Origin of the sequence: Allobosea sp. ASV33, assembly GCF_016428755.1 — a bacterium.
GTDB lineage: Bacteria > Pseudomonadota > Alphaproteobacteria > Rhizobiales > Beijerinckiaceae > Allobosea.
In genome coordinates, this window is the sequence record NZ_JAELTI010000025.1 from 25,182 (window position 1) to 50,822 (window position 25,641).

Annotated in this window: 22 protein-coding genes; 9 read left to right on the forward strand and 13 right to left on the reverse strand. The window is 66.4% G+C overall.

Features of this window, described 5'->3' with window-relative positions:
* Nucleotides 1-2: 2 nt before the first annotated feature.
* Nucleotides 3-449 carry a PTS sugar transporter subunit IIA gene (locus JHD80_RS10215; RefSeq protein ID WP_199086694.1) on the forward strand — a complete coding sequence of 149 codons (447 nt, stop codon included), beginning with the start codon at nt 3-5 and terminating at the stop codon, nt 447-449.
* On the opposite strand, the gene JHD80_RS10220 is transcribed toward JHD80_RS10215, so the two are convergent.
* Nucleotides 422-1,435, reverse strand: coding sequence for a LysR family transcriptional regulator (locus JHD80_RS10220; protein ID WP_199086696.1), 1,014 nt, complete (start codon nt 1,433-1,435; stop codon nt 422-424). The two genes, JHD80_RS10215 and JHD80_RS10220, sit on opposite strands and share 28 nt — an antisense overlap.
* Before the next feature lie 108 nt (nt 1,436-1,543).
* On the opposite strand from JHD80_RS10220, the gene JHD80_RS10225 reads away from it, so the two are divergent.
* The 3 genes from JHD80_RS10225 to JHD80_RS10235 all read left to right on the forward strand — a co-directional run bounded on the left by JHD80_RS10225 (nt 1,544) and on the right by JHD80_RS10235 (nt 6,970).
* Nucleotides 1,544-2,380, forward strand: a complete 837-nt coding sequence (locus tag JHD80_RS10225) for an alpha/beta hydrolase fold domain-containing protein (protein WP_199086698.1) — start codon at nt 1,544-1,546, stop codon at nt 2,378-2,380.
* 51 nt (nt 2,381-2,431) lie between these two features.
* Nucleotides 2,432-3,631 carry an efflux RND transporter periplasmic adaptor subunit gene (locus JHD80_RS10230; protein WP_199086700.1) on the forward strand — a complete coding sequence of 400 codons (1,200 nt, stop codon included), beginning with the start codon at nt 2,432-2,434 and terminating at the stop codon, nt 3,629-3,631.
* Nucleotides 3,632-3,790: 159 nt separating this feature from the next.
* Complete coding sequence (locus tag JHD80_RS10235) at nt 3,791-6,970, forward strand: efflux RND transporter permease subunit (protein WP_199086702.1); 3,180 nt, start codon at nt 3,791-3,793, stop codon at nt 6,968-6,970.
* A gap of 55 nt (nt 6,971-7,025) precedes the next feature.
* Here the strand turns inward: JHD80_RS10235 and JHD80_RS10240 are convergent, their stop codons facing one another.
* From JHD80_RS10240 to JHD80_RS10260, 5 genes are all read right to left on the reverse strand, one after another.
* A complete protein-coding gene (locus JHD80_RS10240; protein WP_248311475.1) occupies nt 7,026-7,895 on the reverse strand; it encodes an ABC transporter permease in 870 nt (289 codons plus the stop codon).
* A gap of 165 nt (nt 7,896-8,060) precedes the next feature.
* The gene (locus JHD80_RS10245; RefSeq protein WP_199086754.1) at nt 8,061-9,107 is read right to left on the reverse strand and encodes an ABC transporter substrate-binding protein; all 1,047 of its coding nucleotides are present in this window, start codon (nt 9,105-9,107) and stop codon (nt 8,061-8,063) included.
* A 37-nt stretch (nt 9,108-9,144) separates the two neighbouring features.
* Entirely contained in the window at nt 9,145-10,203 is a 1,059-nt protein-coding gene (locus JHD80_RS10250) for an ABC transporter ATP-binding protein (RefSeq protein ID WP_199086703.1), read from the reverse strand.
* 21 nt (nt 10,204-10,224) lie between these two features.
* On the reverse strand, nt 10,225-11,040 hold the full coding sequence (locus tag JHD80_RS10255) for an ABC transporter permease (RefSeq protein ID WP_199086705.1): 816 nt from the start codon (nt 11,038-11,040) through the stop codon (nt 10,225-10,227).
* A 160-nt stretch (nt 11,041-11,200) separates the two neighbouring features.
* Nucleotides 11,201-12,436, reverse strand: coding sequence for a metal-dependent hydrolase family protein (locus JHD80_RS10260; RefSeq protein ID WP_199086707.1), 1,236 nt, complete (start codon nt 12,434-12,436; stop codon nt 11,201-11,203).
* Nucleotides 12,437-12,852: 416 nt separating this feature from the next.
* On the opposite strand from JHD80_RS10260, the gene JHD80_RS10265 reads away from it, so the two are divergent.
* Nucleotides 12,853-13,605: an aspartate/glutamate racemase family protein gene (locus JHD80_RS10265; protein WP_199086709.1), complete on the forward strand. Its 753-nt coding sequence runs from the start codon at nt 12,853-12,855 to the stop codon at nt 13,603-13,605.
* Here the strand turns inward: JHD80_RS10265 and JHD80_RS10270 are convergent, their stop codons facing one another.
* Entirely contained in the window at nt 13,606-14,517 is a 912-nt protein-coding gene (locus tag JHD80_RS10270) for an NAD(P)-dependent oxidoreductase (RefSeq protein ID WP_199086711.1), read from the reverse strand. It abuts the gene before it with no gap.
* A 101-nt stretch (nt 14,518-14,618) separates the two neighbouring features.
* Here JHD80_RS10270 and JHD80_RS10275 point away from each other — a divergent pair, with 101 nt between their 5' ends.
* Nucleotides 14,619-15,689, forward strand: coding sequence for a LacI family DNA-binding transcriptional regulator (locus tag JHD80_RS10275; RefSeq protein WP_199086713.1), 1,071 nt, complete (start codon nt 14,619-14,621; stop codon nt 15,687-15,689).
* A gap of 7 nt (nt 15,690-15,696) precedes the next feature.
* On the opposite strand, the gene JHD80_RS10280 is transcribed toward JHD80_RS10275, so the two are convergent.
* The 5 genes from JHD80_RS10280 to JHD80_RS10300 form a co-directional block, all read right to left on the reverse strand.
* Nucleotides 15,697-16,593, reverse strand: coding sequence for an NAD(P)-dependent oxidoreductase (locus JHD80_RS10280; RefSeq protein WP_199086714.1), 897 nt, complete (start codon nt 16,591-16,593; stop codon nt 15,697-15,699).
* A 155-nt stretch (nt 16,594-16,748) separates the two neighbouring features.
* Nucleotides 16,749-17,651, reverse strand: a complete 903-nt coding sequence (locus JHD80_RS10285) for a carbohydrate ABC transporter permease (protein ID WP_199086716.1) — start codon at nt 17,649-17,651, stop codon at nt 16,749-16,751.
* A complete protein-coding gene (locus JHD80_RS10290) occupies nt 17,644-18,600 on the reverse strand; it encodes a carbohydrate ABC transporter permease (RefSeq protein ID WP_199086718.1) in 957 nt (318 codons plus the stop codon). The genes JHD80_RS10285 and JHD80_RS10290 overlap by 8 nt, the downstream gene beginning before the upstream one ends.
* 137 nt (nt 18,601-18,737) lie before the next feature.
* Nucleotides 18,738-20,042 (reverse strand): ABC transporter substrate-binding protein, encoded by a 1,305-nt coding sequence (locus tag JHD80_RS10295; protein WP_199086720.1) that lies wholly within the window; start codon nt 20,040-20,042, stop codon nt 18,738-18,740.
* Between the two features lie 226 nt (nt 20,043-20,268).
* Nucleotides 20,269-21,321 (reverse strand): ABC transporter ATP-binding protein, encoded by a 1,053-nt coding sequence (locus JHD80_RS10300; protein WP_199086721.1) that lies wholly within the window; start codon nt 21,319-21,321, stop codon nt 20,269-20,271.
* A 236-nt stretch (nt 21,322-21,557) separates the two neighbouring features.
* On the opposite strand from JHD80_RS10300, the gene JHD80_RS10305 reads away from it, so the two are divergent.
* The 3 genes from JHD80_RS10305 (at nt 21,558) to JHD80_RS10315 (ending at nt 24,236) form a co-directional block, all read left to right on the forward strand.
* Nucleotides 21,558-22,334, forward strand: a complete 777-nt coding sequence (locus tag JHD80_RS10305) for a FadR/GntR family transcriptional regulator (RefSeq protein ID WP_199086723.1) — start codon at nt 21,558-21,560, stop codon at nt 22,332-22,334.
* Between the two features lie 148 nt (nt 22,335-22,482).
* On the forward strand, nt 22,483-23,457 hold the full coding sequence (locus tag JHD80_RS10310) for a 2-hydroxyacid dehydrogenase (protein ID WP_199086725.1): 975 nt from the start codon (nt 22,483-22,485) through the stop codon (nt 23,455-23,457).
* Complete coding sequence (locus tag JHD80_RS10315) at nt 23,442-24,236, forward strand: AprI/Inh family metalloprotease inhibitor (RefSeq protein ID WP_199086727.1); 795 nt, start codon at nt 23,442-23,444, stop codon at nt 24,234-24,236. The genes JHD80_RS10310 and JHD80_RS10315 overlap by 16 nt, the downstream gene beginning before the upstream one ends.
* Before the next feature lie 154 nt (nt 24,237-24,390).
* Here JHD80_RS10315 and hppD read toward each other — a convergent pair whose 3' ends face one another.
* On the reverse strand, nt 24,391-25,524 hold the full coding sequence (gene hppD / locus JHD80_RS10320) for a 4-hydroxyphenylpyruvate dioxygenase (protein ID WP_199086729.1): 1,134 nt from the start codon (nt 25,522-25,524) through the stop codon (nt 24,391-24,393).
* Nucleotides 25,525-25,641: the final 117 nt, after the last annotated feature.

Here is a 25,641-nt window from a genome sequence, read left to right on the forward strand (position 1 = left end):
CCATGATCCCATCCGACATCATCCGCCCGCGCTCGATCGTCAGACTCTCGGCCGCGACCAAGACGGCCCTGTTCCGCGCCCTGGCGAAGAAGGCGGCGGAGCAGGTCGCCTTGCCCGAAACCACGATCCTCGATGCGCTGACCCGGCGCGAGGCACTGGGCTCGACGGGTGTCGGCGGCGGGCTGGCGATGCCGCATGCGCCGGTCGAGGGTCTCGCCGAGCCCTTCGGCCTGCTGGCACGGTTGGAGAAGCCCGTCGCCTATGAGGCGATCGACGGCGCGCCGGTCGATCTCGTCTGCCTCGTGCTAACGCCCGTGAACGGCGGCAAGGGCCGCATCGACGCGCTGGCCTGCATCGCCAAGCGCCTGCGCCCGGCCGAGATCCGCGAGCGCATCCGCAACGCTGCGGGCGGCGAGGACATCTACGCGCTGCTACTCGAAGAGAGCTGATCGGCCCTCTGCAGGCTCGGCGCCGGCATCGCCGGCAGGAGCGACGGCTTGCAGCCGGCCGGGAAGCCGGCGCCGCGCGACAGGACGAACTCGTCCCGCGCGAACAGCTCCGCCAGCCAGTCGACGAAGACGCGCACCTTGTTGCTGAGATGGCGGTTCGGCGGATAGACGATGTGCAGCGGCTTCGGCGCCGCGCACCAGTCCAGCAAGAGCGGCACCAGCCGCCCATCCGCGATCGGCACGCGGGCCATGAAGGTCGGCAATTGCATGATGCCGTGGCTGGCGAGCCCGGCCGCGAGATAGCCCATGCCGTCATTGAGCGCGATCGTGTAGCGCCCGCTGACTTCGATCGTCTCCGTGCGGTTCTGGTAGACCATTGGGAGCACCCGCCCGCCGAGCGCAGGCCGATAGGCGACGATCTGGTGCCCGTTCTCGATATCGCGCGGATGCACCGGCGTGCCGAAGCGCGCGAGATAGTCCGGCGTCGCGCAGGTGATCAGCTGCATCTCGCCGATCCGCCGTGCGATCAGGCTCTGGTCAACGATCTCGCCCGCCCGAACCGCGCAATCGAGGTTCTCGCCGATCAGGTCGGCCGGGCGGTCGCTCAGGCCGAGGTCGAGCTGGATATCAGGATAGCGCGCGTGGAACTCGTGCAGAGCCGGGATGATCACCGAGACCGCGAGCGACGAGCTGCAATCGACACGCAGCCGTCCGCTCGGCCGCGCCTGCGCCAGCGTGAGGCTCGCATCGAGTTCCGAGAGTTCGTCGAGCAGGCGCAGCGCCCGCTCGTAATAGGCCGCGCCGTCCATGGTCACGGTCACGCGCCGCGTTGTCCGGTTCAGCAGCTTGGCGCGCAGATGCCCCTCCAGTTGCTGGATCAGCTTGGTGACGGTCGGCTTCGGCATGTCCAGGAGATCGGCGGCGCGCGTGAAGGTCCCGGTCTCGACGACCCGCACGAAGGCCCGCATCGCGGCAAGCTGGTCCATATGCCCTCGGATTGTTTCCATACGTGAACAATGAATGAGCGGATAGCGTATTTATTCCAGAATGCCGATTCACTATCTCGTGGTGCACCGCAACAGCGAGGGTGCGCCATGCCCGCGATCGCCGCGCAGAAACTGCAACCAGTCCTCTCCGTCTTCTGGCGGGAGGAAACCTTGAGCGCCCGTGGAGAGAGCTTCACAGGCCGGCTCTACGTTCCCGCCGAGGTTCCGGACAATGCCGGGCTCGTGCTGCACCTGCATGGCGGCCACTTCAACAGCGGCTCGCCGGCCGAGGGGCAGGCCGTCGCCACGGCCCTGACCGAAGCCGGCGCGGTCGTGTTCTCGCTCTCCTACCCGCTCGCACCGGTCCAGCGTTTCCCCGAGACGCTGGAGCGCATTTATGCAGCGCTTGAGGCGCTCGCCAGGGGGCGCAATCGCTGGGCGACGCGCGGCGCACCGCTCTACATTGCCGGCGAGGAAGCCGGCGGCAACCTCGCCGCGGCGCTGGCCATGATGGCGCGCGATCGCGGCGGCCCGGCGCTCGCCGGCCAGATCCTGTTCTCGCCGATGCTCGATGCTTGCCTCGGCACCGCCTCGCTGCGTGACGTGCAGGCGGGCCCGGTCGGTTGCCGCTGGGCCGATGGCTGGGCCGATTATCTCGGCACGCCCGAGCGCGCGGCCCATCCCTACGCCGCCCCGCTCCAGGCGACGCGCCTCGCCGGCCTGCCGCCGGCCCTTCTCATCAGCGGGCAGGACGACCCGATGCGCGACGAAGCCGCGCAATACGCTGATCGCCTCGGCCAGGCCGACATCGCCGTCCGCCATGTCGAGTTCAGCGCGCCGACGCGCTGGCCGCAGGCCTATGCGGACGCGGCCGAGGAAGGCTCCTGTCTCTGCAAGAGCTGCGGCGAGATCGCCGCCTTCTACGAACGGACCGCGCCCTCCTAGCGCTCCCCTCTTTCGAACATTTCGCAGCATTTTCAAGCAAGGACCGACCCCATGTTTCAGGGAACGAACCGTCGCGGCCTTTTGGCCGGCCTCACCGCCTCCGTCGCACTGAGCGCCGTCGCGGTCTTCACCCTCTCCGGCACCCGCGCTCAGGGCGATACCGCCCCTGCGGCCCCGCCCGCCATCCCGGTCTCCGTCGCGACCGTGGAAGCCCGCCAGATCGTGCCCTGGGCCGAATTCTCGGGCCGGCTGGAGGCGATCGAGCGCGTCGAACTGCGCTCGCGCGTCGCCGGCGTCGTCGAAGCCGTGCATTTCCGCGAGGGCAATCTCGTGAAGCAGGGCGACCTGCTCGTCAGCATCGACCAGGCGCCCTATCTCGCCGATCTCCAGCGGGCCGAGGCGCAGGTGCAGGGCGCGAAGGCAAGGGTCGCGCTGGCCGAAAGCGAGAACGAGCGCGGCCAGCAATTGCTGGCGACCCGCAACCTCTCCCAGCGCGATATCGACACCCGCATCAACAACCTGCGGGAGGCGCAGGCGAACCTCCAGGTCGCCGAGGCCGCCCGCCGCACGGCGCAGCTCAATCTCGACTACACCCAGATCCGCGCGCCGATCAGCGGCCGCATCGGCCGGCTCGACGTCACCGTCGGCAACCTGATCGCGGCGGGTGGCCAGGTCCTGACCTCGCTGCTCTCGGTCGATCCGATCTATGCCGCCTTCAACGCCGACGAGCGCAGCGTGCTCGATGCGCTGGCCTCGCTGCCGGACGGTTCGCGCGCGCTGGAGCAGATCCCGGTCAGGCTCACCACCGCAACGGCGCAGGCCACGCAGTTCAGCGGCAAGCTGCACTTCGTCGATAACGGCATCGACGGCGCCAGCGGCACGGTCAGGGTGCGCGCCCGGCTCGACAACCCCGACGGCAAGCTGATGCCCGGCCAGTTCGTCCGGGTCCAGCTCGGCCAAGCCAAAGCCGAGCAGCAGCTCGTCATCAACGAGCGCGCCGTCGGCACCGACCAGAACAAGAAGTTCGTCTTTGTCGTCGGCGACGATGCCAAGGCGTCGTGGCGCGAGGTCTCGCTCGGCGCCGCCCATGACGGCCTGCGCGTCGTCAATGCGGGCCTGAAGCCGGGCGAGCGCATCGTCGTCAACGGCCTCCAGCGCGTGCGGCCCGGCGCGACCGTCGCGCCCGAGCCGGTGCCGATGGCGCAGAAGAGCGAACTCAGGAAGCCCGCGACAGAGCTCGCGCAACGCTGAAAATCACCGCCGTCATTCTCGGGCGAAGCGGAGCGCAGACCCGAGAAACTCAGGCAGGATGAGGCTGAAGGAGCTTCCTCCGGCACGAGATGCTCGGGTCAAGCCCGAGCATGACGGCGTTTTGTCCAATGACCTATCCGCTCCGAAGGGGCGCTATCCATGAACCTCTCGAAATTCTTCATCGACCGGCCGATCTTCGCGGCGGTCCTCTCCGTCCTGATCTTCCTGGCAGGGCTGCTCTCGATCAGGGCCCTGCCGATTTCGGAATATCCCGAAGTCGTTCCGCCGACGGTCGTCGTGCGGGCGCAATATCCCGGCGCCAGCCCGCGCGTGATCGCCGAGACGGTGGCGACGCCGATCGAGGAGCAGATCAACGGCGTCGAGGGCATGCTCTACATGTCGAGCCAGGCGACGACCGACGGCGTGATGACGCTGAACGTCACCTTCCGCCTGGGCACCGATCCGGACAAGGCCCAGCAGCTCGTCCAGAACCGCGTCAGCCAGGCGGAGCCGCGCCTGCCCGAGGAGGTGCGTCGGCTCGGCGTCACCACGGTCAAGAGCTCGCCCGACCTGACGATGGTGGTGCACATCACCTCGCCGAACGGCCGCTACGACATGACCTATCTGCGCAATTACGCGGTGCTCAACGTCAAGGACCGGCTCGCCCGCATCGACGGGGTCGGACAGGTACAGCTCTTCGGCTCGGGCGACTATTCGATGCGCGTCTGGCTCGACCCGCAGAAGGTTGCCGAGCACGGGCTCTCGCCCGGCGATGTCGTGCGCGAGATCCGCGCCCAGAACGTTCAGGCCGCGGCCGGCGTCATCGGCGCCTCGCCCAATGCGCCGGGCCTCGACCTCCAGCTTTCGGTCAACGCGCAGGGCCGCCTCCAGAACGAGGAGCAGTTCGGCGAGATCATCGTCAAGACCGCCGCCGACGGCGCTGTCGTCCGGCTGAAGGACATCTCCCGCATCGAGCTCGGCGCCGCGGATTATGCCCTGCGCTCGCTGCTCAACGGCAAATCGGCCGTCGCCGTGCCGGTCTTCCAGGCGCCGGGCTCGAACGCCATCGCGATCGCCGACCGCGTCCAGGAGACGATGCGCGAGATCAAGCAGAACATGCCCGAGGGCGTGGACTACTCGATCGTCTACGACACCACCCAGTTCGTCCGCGCCTCGATCAAGGCGGTGATCTCGACGCTGCTGGAGGCGGTCGCGCTCGTCGTGCTCGTCGTCATCGTCTTCCTGCAGACCTGGCGCGCCTCGATCATCCCGCTCGTCGCGGTGCCGATCTCGGTCGTCGGCACCTTCGCGGTGATGTACCTCCTCGGCTTCTCGATCAATGCGCTCAGCCTGTTCGGGCTGGTTCTCGCCATCGGCATCGTCGTCGACGACGCGATCGTCGTGGTCGAGAATGTCGAGCGCAACATCGAGAACGGGCTCTCGCCGCGCGAAGCGACCTACAAGGCGATGCGCGAGGTCTCCGGCCCGATCATCGCGATCGCGCTGGTGCTGGTCGCGGTCTTCGTGCCTCTCGCCTTCATCTCGGGCCTGACCGGCCAGTTCTACCGCCAGTTCGCGCTGACCATCGCGATCTCGACGGTGATCTCCGCGATCAACTCGCTGACGCTCTCGCCGGCGCTGGCCGCGCTCCTGCTCAAGGGCCACCATGCCCCGAAGGACGCGCTGACCCGGGTCATGGACAGGCTGTTCGGCTGGTTCTTCCGCGCCTTCAACCGATTCTTCAACCGCTCGTCCGAGGCCTATGGCGGCGGCGTGCGCCGGGTGATCTCGCATCGCGCCGTGATGCTCGCGGTCTATGTCATCATGCTCGGCGCGACCGGCGTGCTGTTCAAGGCGGTGCCGTCGGGCTTCGTGCCGGGCCAGGACAAGCAGTATCTCGTCGGCTTCGCCCAGTTGCCGGATGCCGCGACCCTCGACCGGACGGAGGATGTCATCCGCCGCATGGACGAGATCGCGCTGAAGCACCCAGGCGTCGAGAATGCGATCTCCTTCCCCGGCCTCTCGATCAACGGTTTCACCAACTCGTCCAACTCCGGCATCGTCTTCGTCGGCCTGAAGCCCTTCCATGACCGCAAGGACCCGTCCTTGAGCGGCAACGCCATCGCGATGCAGCTCAACAAGGAATTCTCAGGCATCAAGGAGGCCTTTATCGCGATGTTCCCGCCGCCGCCCGTCCAGGGCCTCGGCACGATCGGCGGCTTCAAGCTGCAGATCGAGGATCGCGCCGGCCTGGGCTATGCCGCGCTCGACGAGGCGACCAAGGCCTTCATGGGCAAGGCCGCGACCGCGCCGGAGATCGCCGGCATGTTCTCGAGCTTCCAGGTCAACGTTCCGCAGCTCTATGCCGATATCGACCGCACCAAGGCCCGCCAGCTCGGCGTGCCCGTGACGGAGGTCTTCGACACGCTGCAGACCTATCTCGGCTCGACCTATGTCAACGACTTCAACCGCTTCGGCCGCACTTACACCGTGCGCGTCCAGGCCGATGCGCCCTTCCGCGCCCAGCCCGAGCATATCGGCCAGCTCAAGGTGCGCTCGAACAACGGCGAAATGATCCCGCTCAGCGCGGTGCTCAACGTGCGCACGGATTCCGGCCCCGAACGCGCTATGCGCTATAACGGCTTCCTCTCGGCCGACATCAATGCCGGCGCGGCACCGGGCTTCTCGTCGGGTCAGGCGCAGGAGGCGGTGGAGCGCATCGCGAAGGAGACGCTGCCCAAGGGCTTCGCCTTCGAATGGACCGAACTGACCTATCAGGAGATCCTGGCCGGCAACTCGGCGGTGATTGTCTTCCCGGTCGCGATCCTGCTGGTCTTCCTGGTGCTGGCGGCCCAGTACGAGAGCATGACCCTGCCGATCGCGATCCTGCTGATCATCCCGATGGGTCTGCTCGCGGCGCTGACCGGCGTCTGGCTCTCGGGCGGAGACAACAACGTCTTCACCCAGATCGGCCTCGTGGTTCTCGTCGGACTATCCGCCAAGAACGCCATCCTGATCGTCGAATTCGCGAGGGAGCTCGAATTCGAGGGCAGGACGCCGGTCCAGGCCGCGATCGAGGCCAGCCGTCTGCGCCTGCGTCCGATCCTGATGACCTCGCTCGCCTTCGTCATGGGCGTGGTGCCGCTGGTGATCTCGACCGGGGCCGGCGCCGAGATGCGGCAGGCCATGGGCATCGCGGTCTTCTCCGGCATGATCGGCGTCACCGCCTTCGGCATTTTCCTGACGCCGGTGTTCTACGTGCTGATGCGGAAGCTCGCAGGCAACCGTCCGCTCGCCCGGCACGATATCGAGGCGCCGGTCTTGCAGGCCGCCGAGTGAAGCAAACGTAAAACCGCCTCCGGCCACAGGCCGAGGGCGGTTTCGCTTGGCGGTCTCAGCGATAGCGCCGCTGCACGGTGAGATGGGCGATCATGGTCAGCAGGATCGTCGCGGTCATCAGGATGAACGAGATCGCGCCGCCGAAGGGCCAGTTGTTCTGCTGCGCGAACTGGCCATAGACCAGCGGCCCCATCATCTGGAATTTCGGCCCGCCCAGCAGCACCGGCGTGGCATAGGCGTTCATCGCCAGGATGAAGGTCAGGATCGTGCCGGCGAGGATGCCGGGCAGCGCCAGCGGCCAGAGCACGCGGCGGAACATCGCCGCGGGGCCGGCGCCGAGGCTGAAGGCGGCTTCCTCGACATTGCGCGGAATGCCCTCGATCACGCTCTGCAGCGTCAGCACCATGAAGGGCAGGTTGACCGCGATGATGCCGATCAGCACGGCATTCTCGGTATACATGATCTCCAAGGGCTGATCGATCAGCCCGAGGCCCATCAACGTTGCGTTGAGCGCCCCCTTGCTGCCGAAGAGCGTCATCCAGCCGGCGGCACGCACGGCGTTGCCGACGAAGAGCGGCAGCACGACGGCGATCACCATCAGGTTCTTGAAGCGGCTCTGCGTGCGCGCCAGCACATAGGCCAGCGGAAAGCCCATGATCAAGCAGGCCAGCGTGCAGATCACCGCGACGCGGACCGTGCGGACGAGCACGTTGAGATAATAGGCGTCGGTGAAGAACTTGACGTAGTTCTCGATCACCAGCCCATCGACCATGAACTGGCCGGGCACGAACTTGTTGAGCGAATAGCGGAACAGGATCGCCAGCGGCCCGATCAGCATGAGGGCGACGAAGAGCGTCGCCGGCATGACGAGCAGGCCGGCGAGCCTGGTCCGGGCGCCCGCGACGGCTTCGGGAGCGGCGCTCATGAACCACTCCCCGTGAAGGCGCCCATGGCATGGTTCGGCCGTTCGCTAGCGCGAGCCGAATGGCGCGGCTTTCGAGAACCGGAGCGCAGCGGACATTGGTCCGTGAGCACCGGAAGCGCAGAAAGCCGCGTCAGACGGCCGCGATAGTAGAACGGACGAGCCATGTCAGCCCTTGAAGACCTTGTCCCACCATTCCTTCATCGCCGAATCGTTCTTGGCGAGGAAGGCGTAGTCGAGATCCCTGAGGGTCTTCTCCTCCTCGGGCGTGAAACCGATGCGCTTGTGCAGCGCCGGATCGACATTGAGGCCGGTGACCGTGCCGTTATAGCCCATGTCGACGGCGAAGGCCTCCTGCGGCGCCTTGGCCAGCATCGCGTCCATATAGGCGTAGGCGTTTTCCTTGTTCGGCGCGTTCTTCTGGATCACGAAGCCCGAGACATAGGTCGGGATGCCCTCGATCGGCGAGACCGCTTCGCAGGGGATGCCGGCATTCTGCCACTGCACGACGCGCGCCTTCCAGATCGCGCTGATCCCGACTTCCTCGTTCTTCATCGCCTGGGCGAAGGCTTCGTTGGTCGGGTAGACGCGCGCGCCGGCCTTCTTGACGGCGAGCAGGACCTCCTTGGCCTTCTCTAGGTCGTTCATGTCCTTGCCGTCGGTCGCCGCCATCGATGCCGCGATGAAGATCGACTGGTACTGGATGTCGATGAAGCCGATCTTCGAGCCCCATTTTGGGTCGAGCCAGTCCTTGAAGCCCTTCGGCGCCGGCGAGATGATCTTGGGATTGTAGATGACGACGTTGCCGGAATAGATGTGCCCCATGCCATAGGGGTATTTCATCGTCGGCAGCAGGTTCTTGGCGTTCGGCAGCTTGGAATAGTCGATTTGCTCGAGCACGCCGGCCTCGTTCATTTCGAACATGTTGGCGGCGGACAGGCCCTGGATATCGACCGTTCCGCGCGGCAGGCGCTTCTCCGCCACCATCTTGGCCCGGCGCGGGGCGTCGCCCGCCTGGTCCTGCACGACCTCGAGCCCCTTGGGCTTGAGGATCGGGTCCTCGATATTCTTGGTCAGAAGCCGCGCATAGTCGCCGCCCCAGGTGCCGACGACGACGCGCCCGCCCGATTGCGCGAAGGCCGGCATGCCGGTCGCGGTGGCGAGCGCAGCCGCCCCTGCACCTTTCAGAAGGTCCCGCCTGTCGAATGAAGCCATGGTATTCCCCTCGTTTCTGGACGCCGATTGGGAGCGTTCAAGCCCCTTGCGGATAGACGAGCCCGGCGCTTTCGGCCCAGCCTATCGTGATGGTTTCGCCGACATGCGGCTCGGCCAGCCCGACCTTGTTCGGAATCTGCAGGAGCATGCGGTCCTGCTCGTTGAGCGCGACCTGCACGTCGAGCAGCGCACCGAGATAGGAGGCATGCTCGATCCGGACCTCGAAGCGGTTCGGCAAGCCATCCGCCTCAGCCCCGACCGCGATCCGCTCCGGCCGCAGCGCCAGCGTCGCCGGCCCCGAACCCGCAGCGGCGGCGCAGGCGATATCGAGCCCGCCGCCTGTGCGGAAACGGCCTTGCCCCGTGACCTGCCCCTCGATGAAGGCGCTGCGCCCGATGAAACCGGCGACGAAGCGATCGGCCGGCTTCTCGTAAAGCTCGCGCTGGGTGCCGATCTGGCGCACCTGCCCCTTTTCCATGACGACGAGGCGGTCCGCCATCGTCAGCGCCTCCTCCTGGTCATGGGTCACCATGATCGTGGTGAGGCCGAGCTTCTGCTGCAATTCGCGGATTTCGATCCGGACCTCCAGGCGCAGCTTGGCGTCGAGATTGGAGAGCGGCTCGTCGAGCAGCAGGACCTGCGGCTCCATCGCCAGCGCGCGGGCGAGCGCGACGCGCTGCTGCTGGCCACCGGAAAGCTGGCGCGGATAGCGCTCGTCGAAACCGCCGAGCCGCACGAGCCTGAGCGCCTCGGCGACGCGCGGGCCGCGCTCGGCCTGCGGCACCTTGTGCATCTCCAGCCCGAAGGCGACGTTCTGGGCGACGGTCATATGCGGGAACAATGCGTAGCTCTGGAACACCAGCCCGCAATGGCGCTTCCACGGCGGCAGGTTGGTGACGTCCTGCTCGCCGATCGTGATCGCACCGGAACTCGGTGCGATGAAGCCTGCGACCATGCGCAAGGTCGTGGTCTTGCCGCAGCCTGAGGGACCGAGCAGCACGAGGAATTCGCCGTCGGCGACGGTGATGTCGACATCGTCGACGACCGTCAGCGCGCCGTAAGTCTTCTTCAGATGCGAGATCGAGAGACGTGCCATCGTTAGGAACTTGCCATCCGTTCACACCACCCGGCTCAGTTTGACGTAGCGATCGGTTACGATCATCGCGACGCCGATCAGGACGATCTGGATCAGCGAGGCCGCCGCCACCGTCGGGTCGATCTTCCATTCGAGATACTGGAGGATCGCGATCGGCAGCGTCGTGCGCCCCGGCCCCACCAGGAACAGGCTCATCTCGAGATTGCCGAACGAGGTGACGAAGCCGAACAGGGCGGCGGCGACGATCCCGGGCCGGATGCTCGGCAGCGTCACCCGCCAGAAGGTCGTGACCGGGCCGGCGCCCAGATTCTGCGCGGCCTCCTCGATCGAGCGGTCGAAGCCGGCGAGGCTCGCCGTCACCAGTCGCACCACCCAGGGGATGACGACGAGCGTATGCGCCGCGACGAGCCCGGCGAGCGAGCCCATAACCTGCCATTCCGTGGCGATCTCGACCTCGATCTGGAAGACATAGGTCGCAGTGCCCAGGACGATGCCCGGCATCACCAGGGGCAGCAGCAGGAGCGTGCTGATGCCGCCCCCCAGAGGAATGCGGTGGCGCACCAGAGCAAGGCTCGCCGGCACGCCGAGCAGAAGGCCGATCAGGGTCGATGCCACGGCGACCTGAACGCTCAGCACGAAGCCGTCGATGAAGGACTTGTTGTTCGCCGCCCCGGCGAACCATTTCAACGAGTAGCCCTCCGGCGGGAAGGAGGGGATCTCCTGCCGGAAGAAGGCGAGCCAGGTCACGAAGATCAGCGGCAGCAGGATGAAGCCGAGCGACAGCCCGGCGGCCCCGTTCAGCGCATAGCGCCCGATTCGCGGCGAACGGCCGCTCATCCGGCTGTTCCCCTGTGGCAGGCCGTTCCGGTTCCCTGCCGCGTGTTGTCCGCTCTGAAGGCCAAGATCATCCCCTCGTTCGAGCGGCAGTGTGCGACGCCACTTACAAACAGTGAAGCCTGCATTTCCGTCATGCCGCGCCCAGCCGGCAGGCAGGTTTTCAGTGCAGCGTGTTCTTGTGGAAGGCGCCGCCCTTCATGATCGCCGCCAGGTGCTTACCCTGCTCCTGGAACAGCGCGAGGTCCTTCAGCGGGTCGCCGTCGACGAGGATCAGGTCGGCGAAGGCGCCGGTCTGGACCGTGCCGAGCTTGCCCTCCATGCGCAGGATCTGGGCACCGACCGTCGTCGCCGAGCGGATGATCTCCAGCGGCGAGAGCACCTCGCGGCGCAGCAGGAACTCCCGCGACTGCTCGCTCTGCAACTGGCCGAGCAGGTCCGAGCCATAGGCGACGGGCACGCCGGCACGCTTGCAGATTTCCAGGGAACGCAGGCCGCCATCGATGACGAGATCGTTCTTGGCCAGCATGTCGCCGGTCATCCCGAACTCCGAAGCCCGCTCCTTCATCGCGTAATAGGCGACGAGATTGGCGGTCAGGAACATGTTGTTCTCCGCCATCAGTTTGGCGGAGGCGTCGTCGATCAGGTTGCCGTGTTCGATCGCGCGCACGCCGCATTGCGCGGCCCGCGTGATCGCCTCCGGCGTATAGGCATGGGCGCACACATAGCGGCCGAAGGCCTTCGCCTCCTCGACGGCCGCCTTCACCTCGTCGACGCTGAACTGCATCGAATCCAGCGGGTCGTAGGGGCTGGCGACGCCGCCGGACATCATGATCTTGATGTGGTCGGCGCCGAGCCGCATCTGCTCGCGCACCGATTTGCGCACCGAGGAGACGCCGTCGGAGACGTTCATCGTATAGGCCATGGCGTTGCAGCAATGGCAGCGCGCGCCGAAATCGGTGCGCCGGCGCGGATCGCTATGGCCGCCGGTCGGGCCGATCGCGGCGCCGGCGATGAACAGGCGCGGGCCCGCGACGTCGCCCTTCTCGACCGCTTCCTTGATGCCCCAGTCGGCGCCGCCGGTGTCGCGCACGCTGGTGAAGCCGCGGTCGAGCATGCCCTTCATCAATCGGACGGCACGCGCCGTCATCAGCGTCAGCGGCATGCTCTCCATCGTCCGGATATAGACCTCGGAGAGGAAGACATGGACATGGCTGTCGATCAGGCCCGGCATCAGCGTGCGGCCGCCGCAATCGATCACATCGGCCTTGGCGGACTTGATCGGCTTGTCGGAGAGTTCGCGGATGATATCGCCCTCGACGACGAGTTCGTAGCCCTGTCGGAGCTCACCGAAACCGGGTTCGAGCAAAGCGAAGTTCTTGAAATGCAGCATCGTCATTCCCGCCTTTCGAACGTGCCTGCCGGCCAGCACCCGGCCCCGGACGGCGGCATGATATGCACGCAACATCCAACTTGTCGACAGAGTAGAAGCGTTTGAATGCGCCTTCGCAGAACATCCTTCCCTGTCGCCGAATGCAAGGGTCGCAGCACCCACATCGACCTGACGGCGGCGCCATCATGCCCTTGCTGTCGGCGTGGCGGAATGCGAGAACGCCGTCGAGTGCGAACACGAGGCGGCCATGCCGGAATGGAAGCACTGTTTCTCCATTCCTCCGCTTGCGAGCCGAACGGCAAATCTGCTGTTGATTTCAAACCGATGAGACATCGTTCGCTCCTGATAGCCGCTGCCCGGCCATCACCCGATCGGGCGATCGGCGAGGCGCTGCGGCTGGATCAAGGACTGTGAGGCCTCGCTTGCGTATTCTGCTGCTGAATCCCAACACGATGCCGGAGATGACGGCGCTGGTGACCCGCGTCGTCCAGCCCTATCTGCCGGCAGGGGCCGAGCTCGTGCCGGCGACCGGCCGCTTCGGTGCGCATTACATCGCCAGCCGCAGCTCCGGCGTCATCGCCGCCCATGCCGCGCTCGAAGCCTTTGCCGAGCACGGCCAGGATTGCGACGGCGTCTATCTCGCCTGTTTCGGCGATCCCGGCCTGCTCGCCCTCAAGGAAATGGCCCGGATTCCCGTGATCGGCATGGCCGAGGCCAGCAGCCGCTATGCCGCGGAAAAGGCCGAGCGCTTCGCCATCGTCACGGGCGGCGAGCGCTGGGGGCCGATGCTGCATGAATTCGTCGGCTCGATCGGACTGGGCGATCGTCTTGCCGCGGTCGAGACCGTCGCTCCCACCGGCGCCGATATCGCGCGCGATCCCGACGGTTCCATCGCCATGCTCGCGGAAGCCTGCCGCCGCGTCGCCCGGCGTGACGGCGCCGGCGCGGTCATCCTCGGCGGCGCCGGGCTGGCAGGGCTGGCGCCGCGCATCCAGCCCCTTGTCGACGTGCCCGTGATCTGCTCGGCCGAAGCCGGCATCCGGATGCTGCTGGCCGAGCTCGACCAGCCCCGGCCCAAGCCGCAGGAGGGCGACCTCGCCCTCCCCGCGCCGGTCGCCAGTATCGGGCTCTCCGATGGCCTGTCTCGGTTGCTTGCGCAGCCCGAACGAAGCTGATCAGGCCTTTTTGGCGAGCGACGTGCCGTTCAGGCCCGCGATCCAGTCCGACAGCATCGGCACGTAATCCTCGCCCTTGCCGCTGGCGACGGCAGCCGCATAGCTGTTCTTCACGGCATTGCCGATCGGGTTGGCGACGCCGGCCTCGTTGGCGACGCTCTCCAGATAGCGCACGTCCTTCAGCGCATTGCTGAGCGTGAACTTGTGGGCGTCGCGATCGCGCTCCAGCACGTATGTCATGAAGGTCTGGTAGAAGCCGCAATCCATGCGGCTGCCGCGGATGACGCTATCGAAGACCTGCGGCGTGATCCCGATCTTCTGGCCGAGGGTGAGCGCCTCCGCATAGATCGCGGCATAGCCGAGCGACAGGAAGTTGTTGATCAGCTTCATCTTGTGCCCGTCGCCGACAGGGCCGAGATGGACGATCTTCTGCGCCCAGGCCTCGCAGGCCGGCTTGATCCGGGCGAAGATTTCCGGCGAGGCTCCGACCATCGCCGAAAGCTGGCCGAGCGCGGCCTGGGCCGGCGTGCCGCCCAGCGGTGCGTCGGCAAGATGCAGGCCCTTCGCCTCCAGCTCCGCGGCAAGCTTCACCGTCACCGTCGGGTCCGAAGTGGAGCAATCGACGACCACCGTGCCCGGCTTCGCCCCGGCCATGATGCCGTTCTCGCCTTTCAGCACGGCTTCGACCTGGGCCGAGCCGGTCACGCACAGGAAGATGATCCCGGAGCGCGCCGCCAGCTCCTTCGGCGTCTTGGCTTCCATCGCGCCGGCCGCGACCAGCTCCTCGACCGGCTTGCGGTTGCGATGCCCCATCACGGTCAGTGGGAAGCCCTTGTCGAGGAGATTGCGGGCCATACCCTGCCCCATCAGGCCGACGCCGATGAAGCCCACGGACTCTTTGGTTGCAGTCATCTTCAAATTCTCCCGCTGATATGGTTGAGATGGAGCCGGAAGTCGGCGAAATGGCCGGACCGGAAGCCGGCCTTGAGGCCCGCGCTCAGTGTGGACGAGTCATGACCGCCAGCGACCCGCCCGGGCCCCGCCAGACCATCAGCCCGCCGCCAGCCGGCCGCAGCCGCGTCACGCTCCAGGTCATTGCCGAGCGTCTCTCCGTGTCGACCGCGACGGTGTCGCTGGCCCTGCGCGGCTCGCAGCTCGTCGCCGAAGCGACGCGCAACCGCGTGCGCGAGATCGCCCGCGAGATGGGCTACAGCTACAACCGCAGCGCCGCCTCGCTCCGCACCGACCGCACCAACATCATCGGCGTCGGCTTCCACGACATCACCAATCCCTATTTCGCCGAATTGCTCGCGGCGATAGAGGAAACCGCCGGCCGCTACGACCGCTCGATCCTGCTCGGCACCTATGCCGAAAACCTGGACCGTCAGCGGCGCGTTCTGGGCACCCTCGCCGAATACCGGCCGGACGGCATGGTCCTGTGCTCGGCCGGCGGCAGCACGGCGGAGAGCCTCAGCCCCCTGATCGATGCCGGCGTCCCGATCGTCCAGCTCTCGCGCGAAATCCCCGAGCTCGACCTCGATTTCGTCGGCGCCGACGACCGGCACGGCGCCAATCTGGCGGTGGAGCATTTGATCGCGCTCGGCCATCGCCGCATCGCCTTCCTCTGCGCCAACGAGAACATCTCGACCGGCCGCAACCGCTATGCCGGCTATCGCGACGCGCTTGCCCGCCATGGCCTGCCCTTCGACCCGGCCCTGGTGCATGTCGACTATGGCACCCGCGAGAACGGGCTGAAGGGCATCCAGAAGGTGCTCGACGCCCATGATCCGCCGACCGCCGCAACCTGCATGAACGATCTCGCCGCCTTCGGCGCCATGCTCGGCCTGCGCCATCGCGGGCTGGAGGCCGGTCGCGATTTCTCCATCGTCGGCTGCGACGACGTGAAGGAGGCGGCGCAGTGGTTCCCGGCGCTCACCACGATCTTCAACTTCCAGAACGACATGGGCGCCAAATCGGCCGAGTTCCTGCTGAACCGCATCGCCGACCCCGCCGCCCCGACGCAGCGCCTGCTGCTGACGCCGGCGCTGATCGTGCGCGGAACGACCTGCCCGCCGCCGCGCTGAGCCCTCCTCAGGCATCGTTCGGGGGCTTCGCGTTGAGCGCGCGATAGGCCCGCACCACCTGCGAATCGTCGCGCCCGCCATGGCCGAGGCCGGACGCCGACAGGAACATCTGGTGCGCCGCCGCCGCCAGCGGCAAAGCCGTCTTCGCGGCACGCCCGGCATCGAGCACGATGCCCAGGTCCTTCACGAAGATGTCGACGGCGCTCGCCACGACCGGATCGGGCTCGTGCATGCGCGGCCCGCGATCCCTGAGCATCCAGGACGAGGCGGCCGAACCACCCATGATCTCGAAGAGCAGGCGCCCATCGATCCCGGCCTTCTCGGCCAGCGACAGGGCTTCGGCCGCGACCGCGATATGCACCCCGGCCAGGAGCTGGTTGACGGTCTTCACCGTCGCGCCCTGCCCGGCCTTCTCGCCGACATGGAAGACCTTGTCGCCGAGCGCATCGAGCACAGGCTTCGCCCTGGCGAAGCTATCGGTCGGCGCCCCGACCATGATCGTCAGCGTCGCGTTGCGCGCGCCGTTGACGCCACCCGAGACCGGCGCGTCGATGAAATGCCGTCCTGTCTTCGTGACCTCGGCCGCGATAGCCTCGGCCTCGCCCGGCGGGCAGGTCGCCATCAGGATCACGGTCGCACCCGGCGCCAGAGCGTCCAGCGCCCCGGCCTCGAACAGCACCGAACGTGCTTGTGCCGCATTGACGACCATCAGCACTAGTGCCTCGGCGCCTTCGGCGGCTTCCTTCGCGCTCGCCGCAGCATGCCCGCCGGCTGAGACGAGCGCATCACGCGCCGCTTCGCGCATGTCGAAGCCGGTCACGCGGAACTGCTTCTTGACGAGGTTCTCGGCCATCGGCGCGCCCATCGCGCCGAGCCCGATGAAGGCGATGGAAGAAATTGGCATCGATGAGGGCCCTGTCAGTTTCCGTCATCCCGGACAAGCGGCGAAGCCGCGCCGATCCGGGATCCATCGTAGGGCTCCGGAACTCTACGATGGATCTCGGCACTCCGTTTCACTGCCGCCGGGATGACGGCACGCGGATGGAATGGGCTCGCCGCCTATTCCTTCACCGCGCCCGTCATCGACGCCACGTAATAGTCGACGAAGAAGGAATAGAGGATCGCGACGGGGATCGAGCCGAGCAGCGCGCCGGCCATCAGCGAACCCCAGTGGTAGACGTCGCCCTCGACGAGCTGGGTCAGCACCGCGACCGGCACCGTCTTCTTCTCCGCCGACTGGATGAAGGCGAGCGCATAGATGAACTCGTTCCAGGACAGGGTGAAGGCGAAGATGCCGGCCGAGATCAAGCCGGGCATGGCGAGCGGCAGGGTGATCCGCCACAGCGTCTGCAACCGCGTCGCCCCGTCGATCATCGCGCATTCCTCGAGCTCGTAGGGGATCGACTTGAAATAGCCGATCAGGAGCCAGGTGCAGAACGGGATGAGGAAGGTCGGATAGGTCAGGATAAGCGCCAGCGGCGAGTCGAACAGGCCGAACTGGAAGATCAGCGTCGCCAGCGGGATGAACAGGATCGAGGGCGGCACGAGATAGGCGAGATAGATCGCCAGGCCGACATATTGCGAACCCCTGAACCGCAGGCGCTGGATCGCATAGGCCGCGAGCACGCTGGAAAACAGCGACAGCGCGGTGGCCACCGCCGCAACCATCATCGTGGTCCAGAGCCATTGCGGATAATCGGTCTGGAACAGCAGCCTGTTGATGTTCTCCAGCGTCGGCGACTTCACCCAGAACGGGTTGTTGTTCTTGTAGTCGAGCAGTTCGGCATTCGGTTTGATCGCCGTAATCGCCATCCAGTAGAACGGGAACAGCAGCACGAGCAGGAACAGCGACAGCGGCAGGTAGAGCGTGATGAAGCGCCGCGGGCCGGACGACCAGTCGATGACGCCTTCGCGCTCCTTGTCCGTCAGATGCGGCCGCGCTCCGAGGTTCTGGTCAGTCATTGTCTTCCCCCTGCTGCCATTTGCGCCGGGACAGGCCGAAATAGCTGAACAGCGTCGCCATCACGAGGAACGGGATCATCGCCACCGCGATCGCCGCGCCCTCGCCGAGCTGGCCACCCGGGATGCCGCGCTGGAAGGCGAGCGTCGCCATCAGATGCGTGGCGTTGACCGGCCCGCCGCGGGTGATCGCGTAAACGAGCTGGAAATCGGTGAAGGTGAACAGCACCGAGAAGGTCAGCACCACCGCCAGGATCGGCATCAGCATCGGCAGCGTGACATGCCGGAAACGCTGCCAGGAATTGGCGCCGTCCAGCATCGCCGCCTCGTAGAGCGAGGGCGAGATCGTCTGCAGGCCGGCCAGCAGGCTGATCGCGACGAAGGGAATGCCGCGCCAGATATTGGCGGCCATCAGCGAGAACCGCGCCGGCCAGGGCTGGCCGAGGAAGTCGATATAGGTGTCGCGCCAGCCGAGCACGTCGACCAGCACATAGGAGATGATCGAGAACTGCGGATCGTAGATCCACCAGAAGGCGATCGCCGAGAGCACGGTCGGCACGATCCAGGGTATCAGGATGATGGCCCGGAGCAGCGACTTGAACGGCAGGTGGTTGTTGAGCAGCAGCGCCAGCCAGAGGCCGAGCGCGAATTTCCCGAAAGTCGCCACGCCCGTATAGAGCAGCGTGTTCCAGACCGAGGTGATGAACACCCGGTCGTACCAGAGCGACTCGAAATTCTCGAAGCCGATGAAATGCCCGACACGGCCGATGCGCGTGTCGGTGAAGGCGAGCCAGATGCCTAAGCCCAGCGGATAGCTGAGGAAGACCAGCAGGAAGCCCGCCGCCGGCAGCAGGCACAGGAAGATCAGGAACGGCTTGTAATCGAACAGACGCACCAGCCAGTTGTGTTGCAGGCTGTGGACGGTTCGGGCTTCGGCGGCAACTACGGCCATGGCGCCCTCGCGTTCGGGTCGGCTGTGGCATCGGACCGAAAAGTGGGGCCACTTTTTCGGGACAATCCGATGCGGTCTGTCGACGGCCGCCGGACGAACCGGCGGCCGCGCGTATCCGGGTCAGAGCCAGGTCGGCATCAGGTCCGGTAGTAGCGCTTGGCGCGGCGCTCGGCCTCCTTGGCGGCCTCTTCCGGCGTCGCCTGGCCGGAGCAGACGGATGCGACCATCTGCACGACGACATACTCGGCATTGACCGTGCCGGCGGCCTCGTTGATCGAGCCTTTGTAGCCGCTCCAGAGCGCCCGCTCCCAGGTGTCGCGATAGACCAAGATCTTCGGATCGCTCGACCAGACCTTGCTCTCGGCATAGCCCTTGAGCGGCTGAGTCCAGTAGCCGTAGCAGCCGGTCAGCCACTTGTCGTACTGCTCCTTCTCCATCATGAAGCGGAGATATTCCTTGGCCGCGTTCGGGAACTTGGTGTGCTTGAACGCCATGGCGTTGATGATCAGCGCCGGCTCCGAAGGGCGACCGAGCGGGCCGACCGGCATGGTCGCGTGGTTCAGGTCCTTGCCGATCGCAGCGGTCTTCTCGTCCTTCGAGTTTTTGATCGAGAAATACAGCGAGACGCCGTTCTGGGTGACGCCGATCTCACCGGCCGTCAGCGCCTTGTTGTTGCTGATGTCGAGCCAGGACAGCGTGCCGGGGATGAAGGTCTCGTAGAGCGCCTTGGCGTATTTCAGCGCCTCGATCGTCTCCTTCGAGTTGATCGCGACCTTGTTGTTCTCATCGACCATGTAGCCGCCATGGGTCCAGACGAGCCAGTTGCAGAAGGCGTTGCCGTCGCCCACCGCATTGCCGAGCGCGAAACCGGCGGGATGCCCGATCTCCTTGAGCTTGCGGCAGAGCTTCAGGAAGTTGTCGAGATCCTTCGGGAAGGTGTCGAAGCCCGCTTCCTTGACCCAGGATTCACGATAGACCGCCGGCGCGCCGGACGCGCCCATCGGGATCGAGACCCACTGGTTGGTCTTGTCCTTCTTGCCGTATTTCTCGGCGATCGGGTACCAGCCGCCATATTTCTTGCCGAGGTCCTCGGCGATGTCGGTGAGGTCGATCAGCTTGTCCGAGAAGATATGCGGATCGTCGGCCCAGCCGACGACGACATCCGGGCCCGCGCCGGTATTGGCGGTCACCGCCGTCTGCGGGCGCAGATCCTCCCAGCCGGCATAGTCGACGCGCACCGGCACGCCGGTCGCCTTGGTGAAGGCCTCGGTGTTCTCGTTGAAGATGGCCTGGTCGGGATCGACGAACTTGGTCGGGCGCAGCACGCGCAACGTGGCGCCCTGCTCGATCTTGGCCTGCGCGATGGACGGCGCCAGCGGCAGCGTCGCTCCCGCCGCGAGTCCGGCGCCACCGATCAGAACGTCTCTTCTGGAAATGCTCATGGAAACCGTCTCCTCCGTGGGTGCGGCGGCGGCCTGCATGGGACCACCGTCCTGCATGATTGATAGGCGTTGACAGCGATCATCCGTCGCCCTGTCTCGCGGGGCGGCGAATTCCGTGGAGCCGGGCCGATCAGGCTGAATCGCCCGGATCGCGAACCCTCTCGAACCTTGGCATCAAGACGCGCGGCACGGCCGGGTCGCGGCGCAATCCGGCCGGCGCGTACCCTCAGATCCGCTTGCCGGTCGCAGCGTCGAAGAGATGCGTGACGCTGGTATCGGGGGTGATGCCGATCGTCTCGCCGGGCTTGGCCGAGATGCGCTCGCGGAAGATGCAGGTCAGGTCCTGCCCGCCGCAGCGAACGACGACCTGCGTCTCCGAGCCCATCGGCTCGACGACCGCGACCTCGGCCTTGAGGCCGTTGGGGTCGAGCTGGAAATGCTCGGGGCGGATGCCCAGCACCGCGGCAAGCCCATCGGAACCCACCGGGTGCTTGCCGATCGGCCAGACGACCCCGCCCTCGGTCTCGAAGCCCGCACCGATGATCTTGCCCTTGAGCAGGTTCATCGAGGGCGAGCCGATGAAGGCCGCGACGAAGAGGTTGGCGGGATTGTCGTAGAGATCGAGCGGGGCGCCCATCTGCTCGACGATGCCGTCATGCATCACCACGATCTTGTCGGCCATGGTCATGGCTTCGATCTGGTCGTGCGTGACATAGACCGTGGTGGTCTTCAGGCGCTGATGCAGTTCCTTGATCTCGGTGCGCATCTGCACGCGCAGCTTGGCGTCGAGATTGGAGAGAGGCTCGTCGAACAGGAAGACCTGCGGATCGCGCACGATCGCCCGGCCCATCGCAACGCGCTGGCGCTGGCCGCCCGAGAGCTGCCGCGGATACCGGTCGAGCAGCTTGTCGAGGCCGAGAATGCCAGCCGCCTTGTTGACGCGCTCGTCGATCTCGCTCTTCGGCGCCTTCCGGAGCTTCATCGAGAAGGCCATGTTGTCGGCGACCGTCATATGCGGATAGAGCGCATAGTTCTGGAACACCATGGCGATGTCGCGCTCCTTCGGCGGAACGTCGTTCACCACGCGCGGCCCGATCCGGATCTCGCCGCCCGAAATGTTCTCGAGGCCCGCGATCATGCGCAGCAGCGTCGACTTCCCGCAGCCCGACGGGCCGACCAGGATGACGAACTCGCCGTCGTTGATGTCGATATCGACGCCGTGGATGACCTGCGTCGACCCATAGGCCTTGCGCACATCGGCAATCTGGACTGAAGCCATGCCGTCCTTCCCTGTTTCCGTTCCCTGACCGCGCGCTCGCCTTTCAGGCGGCTTGCAGCCACAATCGGCTTCTGGTGACCGAATGATGAAAGCGCACACGCCTGTTCCCGGCGATTGTGTCCGTTCCAATCTGCGATAAAGTCATACGATAGAAGCGGCCCTGTCAAGCGCCGCCACAGCCTTCGCCCTGCCGCAAATTCAGGCTGGCCGAAGCTGCCCGAGGGAGGGGCCCAGCGATGCGCGTACGCGACTTCTCGCGGCCGACGACGCTCAATCCGGACCGGCTTTTCGGCCAGGTCGCCCAGAAGCTCGCGGTTGCGATCATCACCGGCCGCGTCCGGGCGGGCGAAGTCCTGCCGAACGAGGACGATCTGCGCTCCGAGATCTCGGTCTCGCGTACGGCCTATCGCGAGGCGGTGAAGATTCTGACGGCGAAAGGGCTGGTCGAGGCGCGCCCGAAGAGCGGCACCCGCGCCGCGCCGCGCGAACGCTGGAACCTGCTCGACCCCGACGTCCTGTCCTGGCATTTCGAGTCCGACCCGAACGAGAAATTCATCCGCGATCTCTTCGAGTTGCGCCGCTTCGTCGAGCCCAGCGCCGCCCGCCTCGCCGCACAGCGCCGCACCTCGGCCGACATTGCCCGCATCGAGGCCGCCTATCGCGGCATGGCCGATGGCGCGCCCTATGCGGAAGCGACGATCCGCGCCGACCTCGCCTTCCACGAGGCGATCTTCTCCGCCGCCCAGAATGCCGCGCTGCAATGCCTCTCCAGCGCCGTCATCGCCACGCTGCAATGGTCATTGCTGCTGAAGACCGGCGACGAGGCCGCCTATATCGAGTCCCTGCCCGACCACGAACACGTCCTGCTCGCGATCATCGACCGCGACGGGGATCTCGCTTCGGCGCGCATGGCCGGCCTCGTCATCGACAGCCTGAACACCACGCTCGCCTCGCTCGGAGCCCATGTCGCCACGGAGACTGGGAAAATCGCCAGAATAAAGCATACTAAATGAGCGCCTCGCTCCCATCGGCGAGGCGTGATCGGATAGCGCTCATGCGGCGGCCGGGCTATGCCCTCTCGGCAGGCTGCGCCATCTCGATTTAATCGATTCAGACAAGCCGAATCAACGACCTTCGCCACCACAGACGGACAGCTCGACCATGACAGCCTCTACCAAGCCCGAAATCGTCCAGACCGGCCCGCTCATGGCCTACGCGGCCGACCAGCTCAAGGCGCGCTTCACTGTCCATGAATTGTGGAAGGCGGCCGATCGCGACGCGCTGCTGCGCGAGGTCGCCGGCCGCGTGCGCGGCGTCGCCGCGGGCGGCGGGCACAACCGGGTTGACGGCGCGCTGTTCGATGCGCTGCCCAAGCTTGAGGTCATCTCCAGCTTCGGCGTCGGCTACGACCATGTCGACGCGGCCGAGGCCGGCAAGCGCGGCCTCGTCGTGACCAACACGCCCGACGTGCTGACCGACGAGGTCGCCGATCTCGCGCTCGGCCTGCTGATCGCCACCGTCCGCCAATTGCCCCAGGTCGACCGCTACCTGCGCGAAGGCAAGTGGCTGCAGGGCAATTACCCGCTCACCACCTCGCTGCGAGGCCGCAAGGTCGGCATCGTCGGTCTCGGCCGCATCGGCAAGGCGGTGGCGCAGCGCGTCGAGGCCTTCGGCCTGCCGGTCGTCTATCACGGCCGCTCGCGCCAGCCGGACGTGTCCTATCCCTATTACCCGTCGCTGGTTGATATGGCCGCCGATGTCGACACGCTGATCTCGGTCGCGCCGGGCGGAGCCTCGACCCATCACATCATCAATGCCGAGGTGCTGGAGGCGCTCGGTCCCAACGGCATTCTGGTCAATGTCGGCCGCGGCACCGTCGTGGACGAGCAGGCGCTGATCAAGGCGCTCAAGGATAAGACCATCCTCTCCGCCGGCCTCGACGTCTTCGAGGACGAGCCGCGCGTGCCGGCCGAGCTGATCGCGATCGAGCATGCGGTGCTGCTGCCCCATGTCGGCTCGGCCTCGGTCCATACCCGCGAGGCGATGGGCCAGCTTCTGGTCGACAACATGGTTTCATGGTTCGATGGCAAGGGGCCGCTGACGCCCGTGTCGGAGACACCATGGAAAAAGGCCTGATCCGCCGGCTGCTGCCGCTCCTGATCCTCGCCGCCGGCTCCCTGCCGGCGGCTGCCCAGACGGGACCGCTGCCGCGCGGCGCCGACAAGGCGCCGGACGCGATCCGCCGCTGGCTCGGCGCCTGGGAGCTCGCGCTTGCCGGCGAATCGCGAAGCTGCACGATTACCCTCGGCGCGGAGCCGGCCGGCAACAGGCGTCAGTTGCGCTTCCCGGCCACCTGCCGGCGCGCCTTGCCGATCCTCGACACGGCCGCGTCCTGGACGCTGAACGGAAGCGGGCAGCCGCAGTTCATGGATGCAGGCGGCAAGGAAGTCGTCGCGTTCCAGAGCGGCTCACCCGAAACCGGCCTCGACGGCAAGGGCAGCGACGGCAAGGCTTACAAGCTCTCGTCGGGCGCCCATCCCCGCATCGCGTCGCAGGTCGCCCAGAGCCCAGCCGCCACGGCGGCCCAGCGCATCACGCCAGTCGATCCTGCAACGGCACCGGCGCCCGCTTCCCTGCCGGGCCGCTATGTGCTGATGCGCCAGCAGAACCGCGAGGCCTGCCGCCTTCTGCTCTCGCCCGCGGCAGCCGACGGTCGCCAGCCCGCCGCCTTCGAAGGCATGTGCCCCGATACCGGTTTGACGATCTTCGATCCGGTCGCCTGGCGCTACGCCGGCGGCCGCCTGACGCTCGTCGCGCGGCGCGGCCACGGCACCGACCTCGTCTTCGAGAACGGCCAATGGCGCAAGGACCCGGCGGTCGGGGCCCCGCTCCTGATGCGGAAGCTCGCGCCGTAGGGCCCGGCGTCTCTACAAGGAACCTCCGTCATTCCGGACAAGCCGCGAAGCGGCGCCGATCCGGAATCCATCATAGGGCGCTGCGCTTGACGATGGATTCCGGGTCAGGCCCGGAATGACGGCATGGAAACCGCCAGACCCTCTCCCCGAAGCTTCACTCCGCAGCCGCCGGGCTCAGCACGCCCCGGCGGATCTGGTCCTCCTCGATCGATTCGAACAGCGCACGGAAATTGCCCTCGCCGAAGCCGTCATCGCCCTTGCGCTGGATGAACTCGAAGAAGATCGGCCCGACCACCGTGGCCGAGAAGATCTGCAGCAGCACCTTGCTCATCCGCCCCTCCTTCTCGCCGAGCGCGACCGCGCCCTCGCCGTCGATCAGGATGCCGTTGGCCTTCAGCCGCTCGACCGGCTCGCCATGGTTCGGCACGCGCGCATCGACCTTCTCGTAATAGGTCACGGGCGGCGCCGGCATGAAGGGCAGCCCGTTGCCGCGCAGGGCCTCGACGCTGGCATAGATGTCGCGCGAGCCCATCGCGACATGCTGGATGCCCTCGCCCTTGTACTGGCGCAGGTACTCCTCGATCTGGCTCTTGTCGTCGAGCGACTCGTTGATCGGTATGCGGATCTTGCCGCAGGGCGAGGTCAGCGCCCGCGAGATCAGACCGGTCAGCTTGCCCTCGATGTTGAAGAAGCGGATCTCGCGGAAATTGAACAGCTTGCCGTACCAGCCGGCCCAATGGTCCATGCGTCCGCGGATGACGTTATGGGTGAGGTGGTCGAGATAATAGAGCCCGGCCTGCTCGGGATGAGGGTCGCGCTCGCCGATCCATTCGAAATCGACATCCCAGATCGAGCCCTTCTCGCCATAGCGATCGACGAAATAGAGCAGCGAGCCGCCGATGCCGCGCACGGCGGGGATCGCGAGCTCGCCCGGCCCGATCGCGCTCTCATAGGGCTCGGCGCCCAGCGACACCGCACGCTCGAAGGCATGCTTCGCATCGACGACGCGGAAGGCCATGGCGCAGGCGCAAGGACCATGCTCGGCAGCAAAGGCCTGGGCGAAGGAGTCGGGCTCCGCATTGACGACGAAATTGACGTCGCCCTGCCGATAGAGCGTCACCTGCTTCGAACGGTGGCGGGCGACCTTGGTGAAGCCCATCGTCTCGAAGAGGGAACCGAGCTTTTCGGGCTCGGGATGGGCGAATTCGACGAACTCGAAGCCGTCGGTTCCCATCGGGTTGGCCGCCGAGATCGCGGGCGGGGCGGCATCGTGCGGAAACGGACCCATTGGCATTCCTCTTGTCTGCTCTCTCCGGGGTATCCCATCATCGCGCAGACATCAGGCGAATGGCGTGCAAACTTGCCCGCGATAAGCGTTTCGATGCACGATCTGCGCATCATGCCT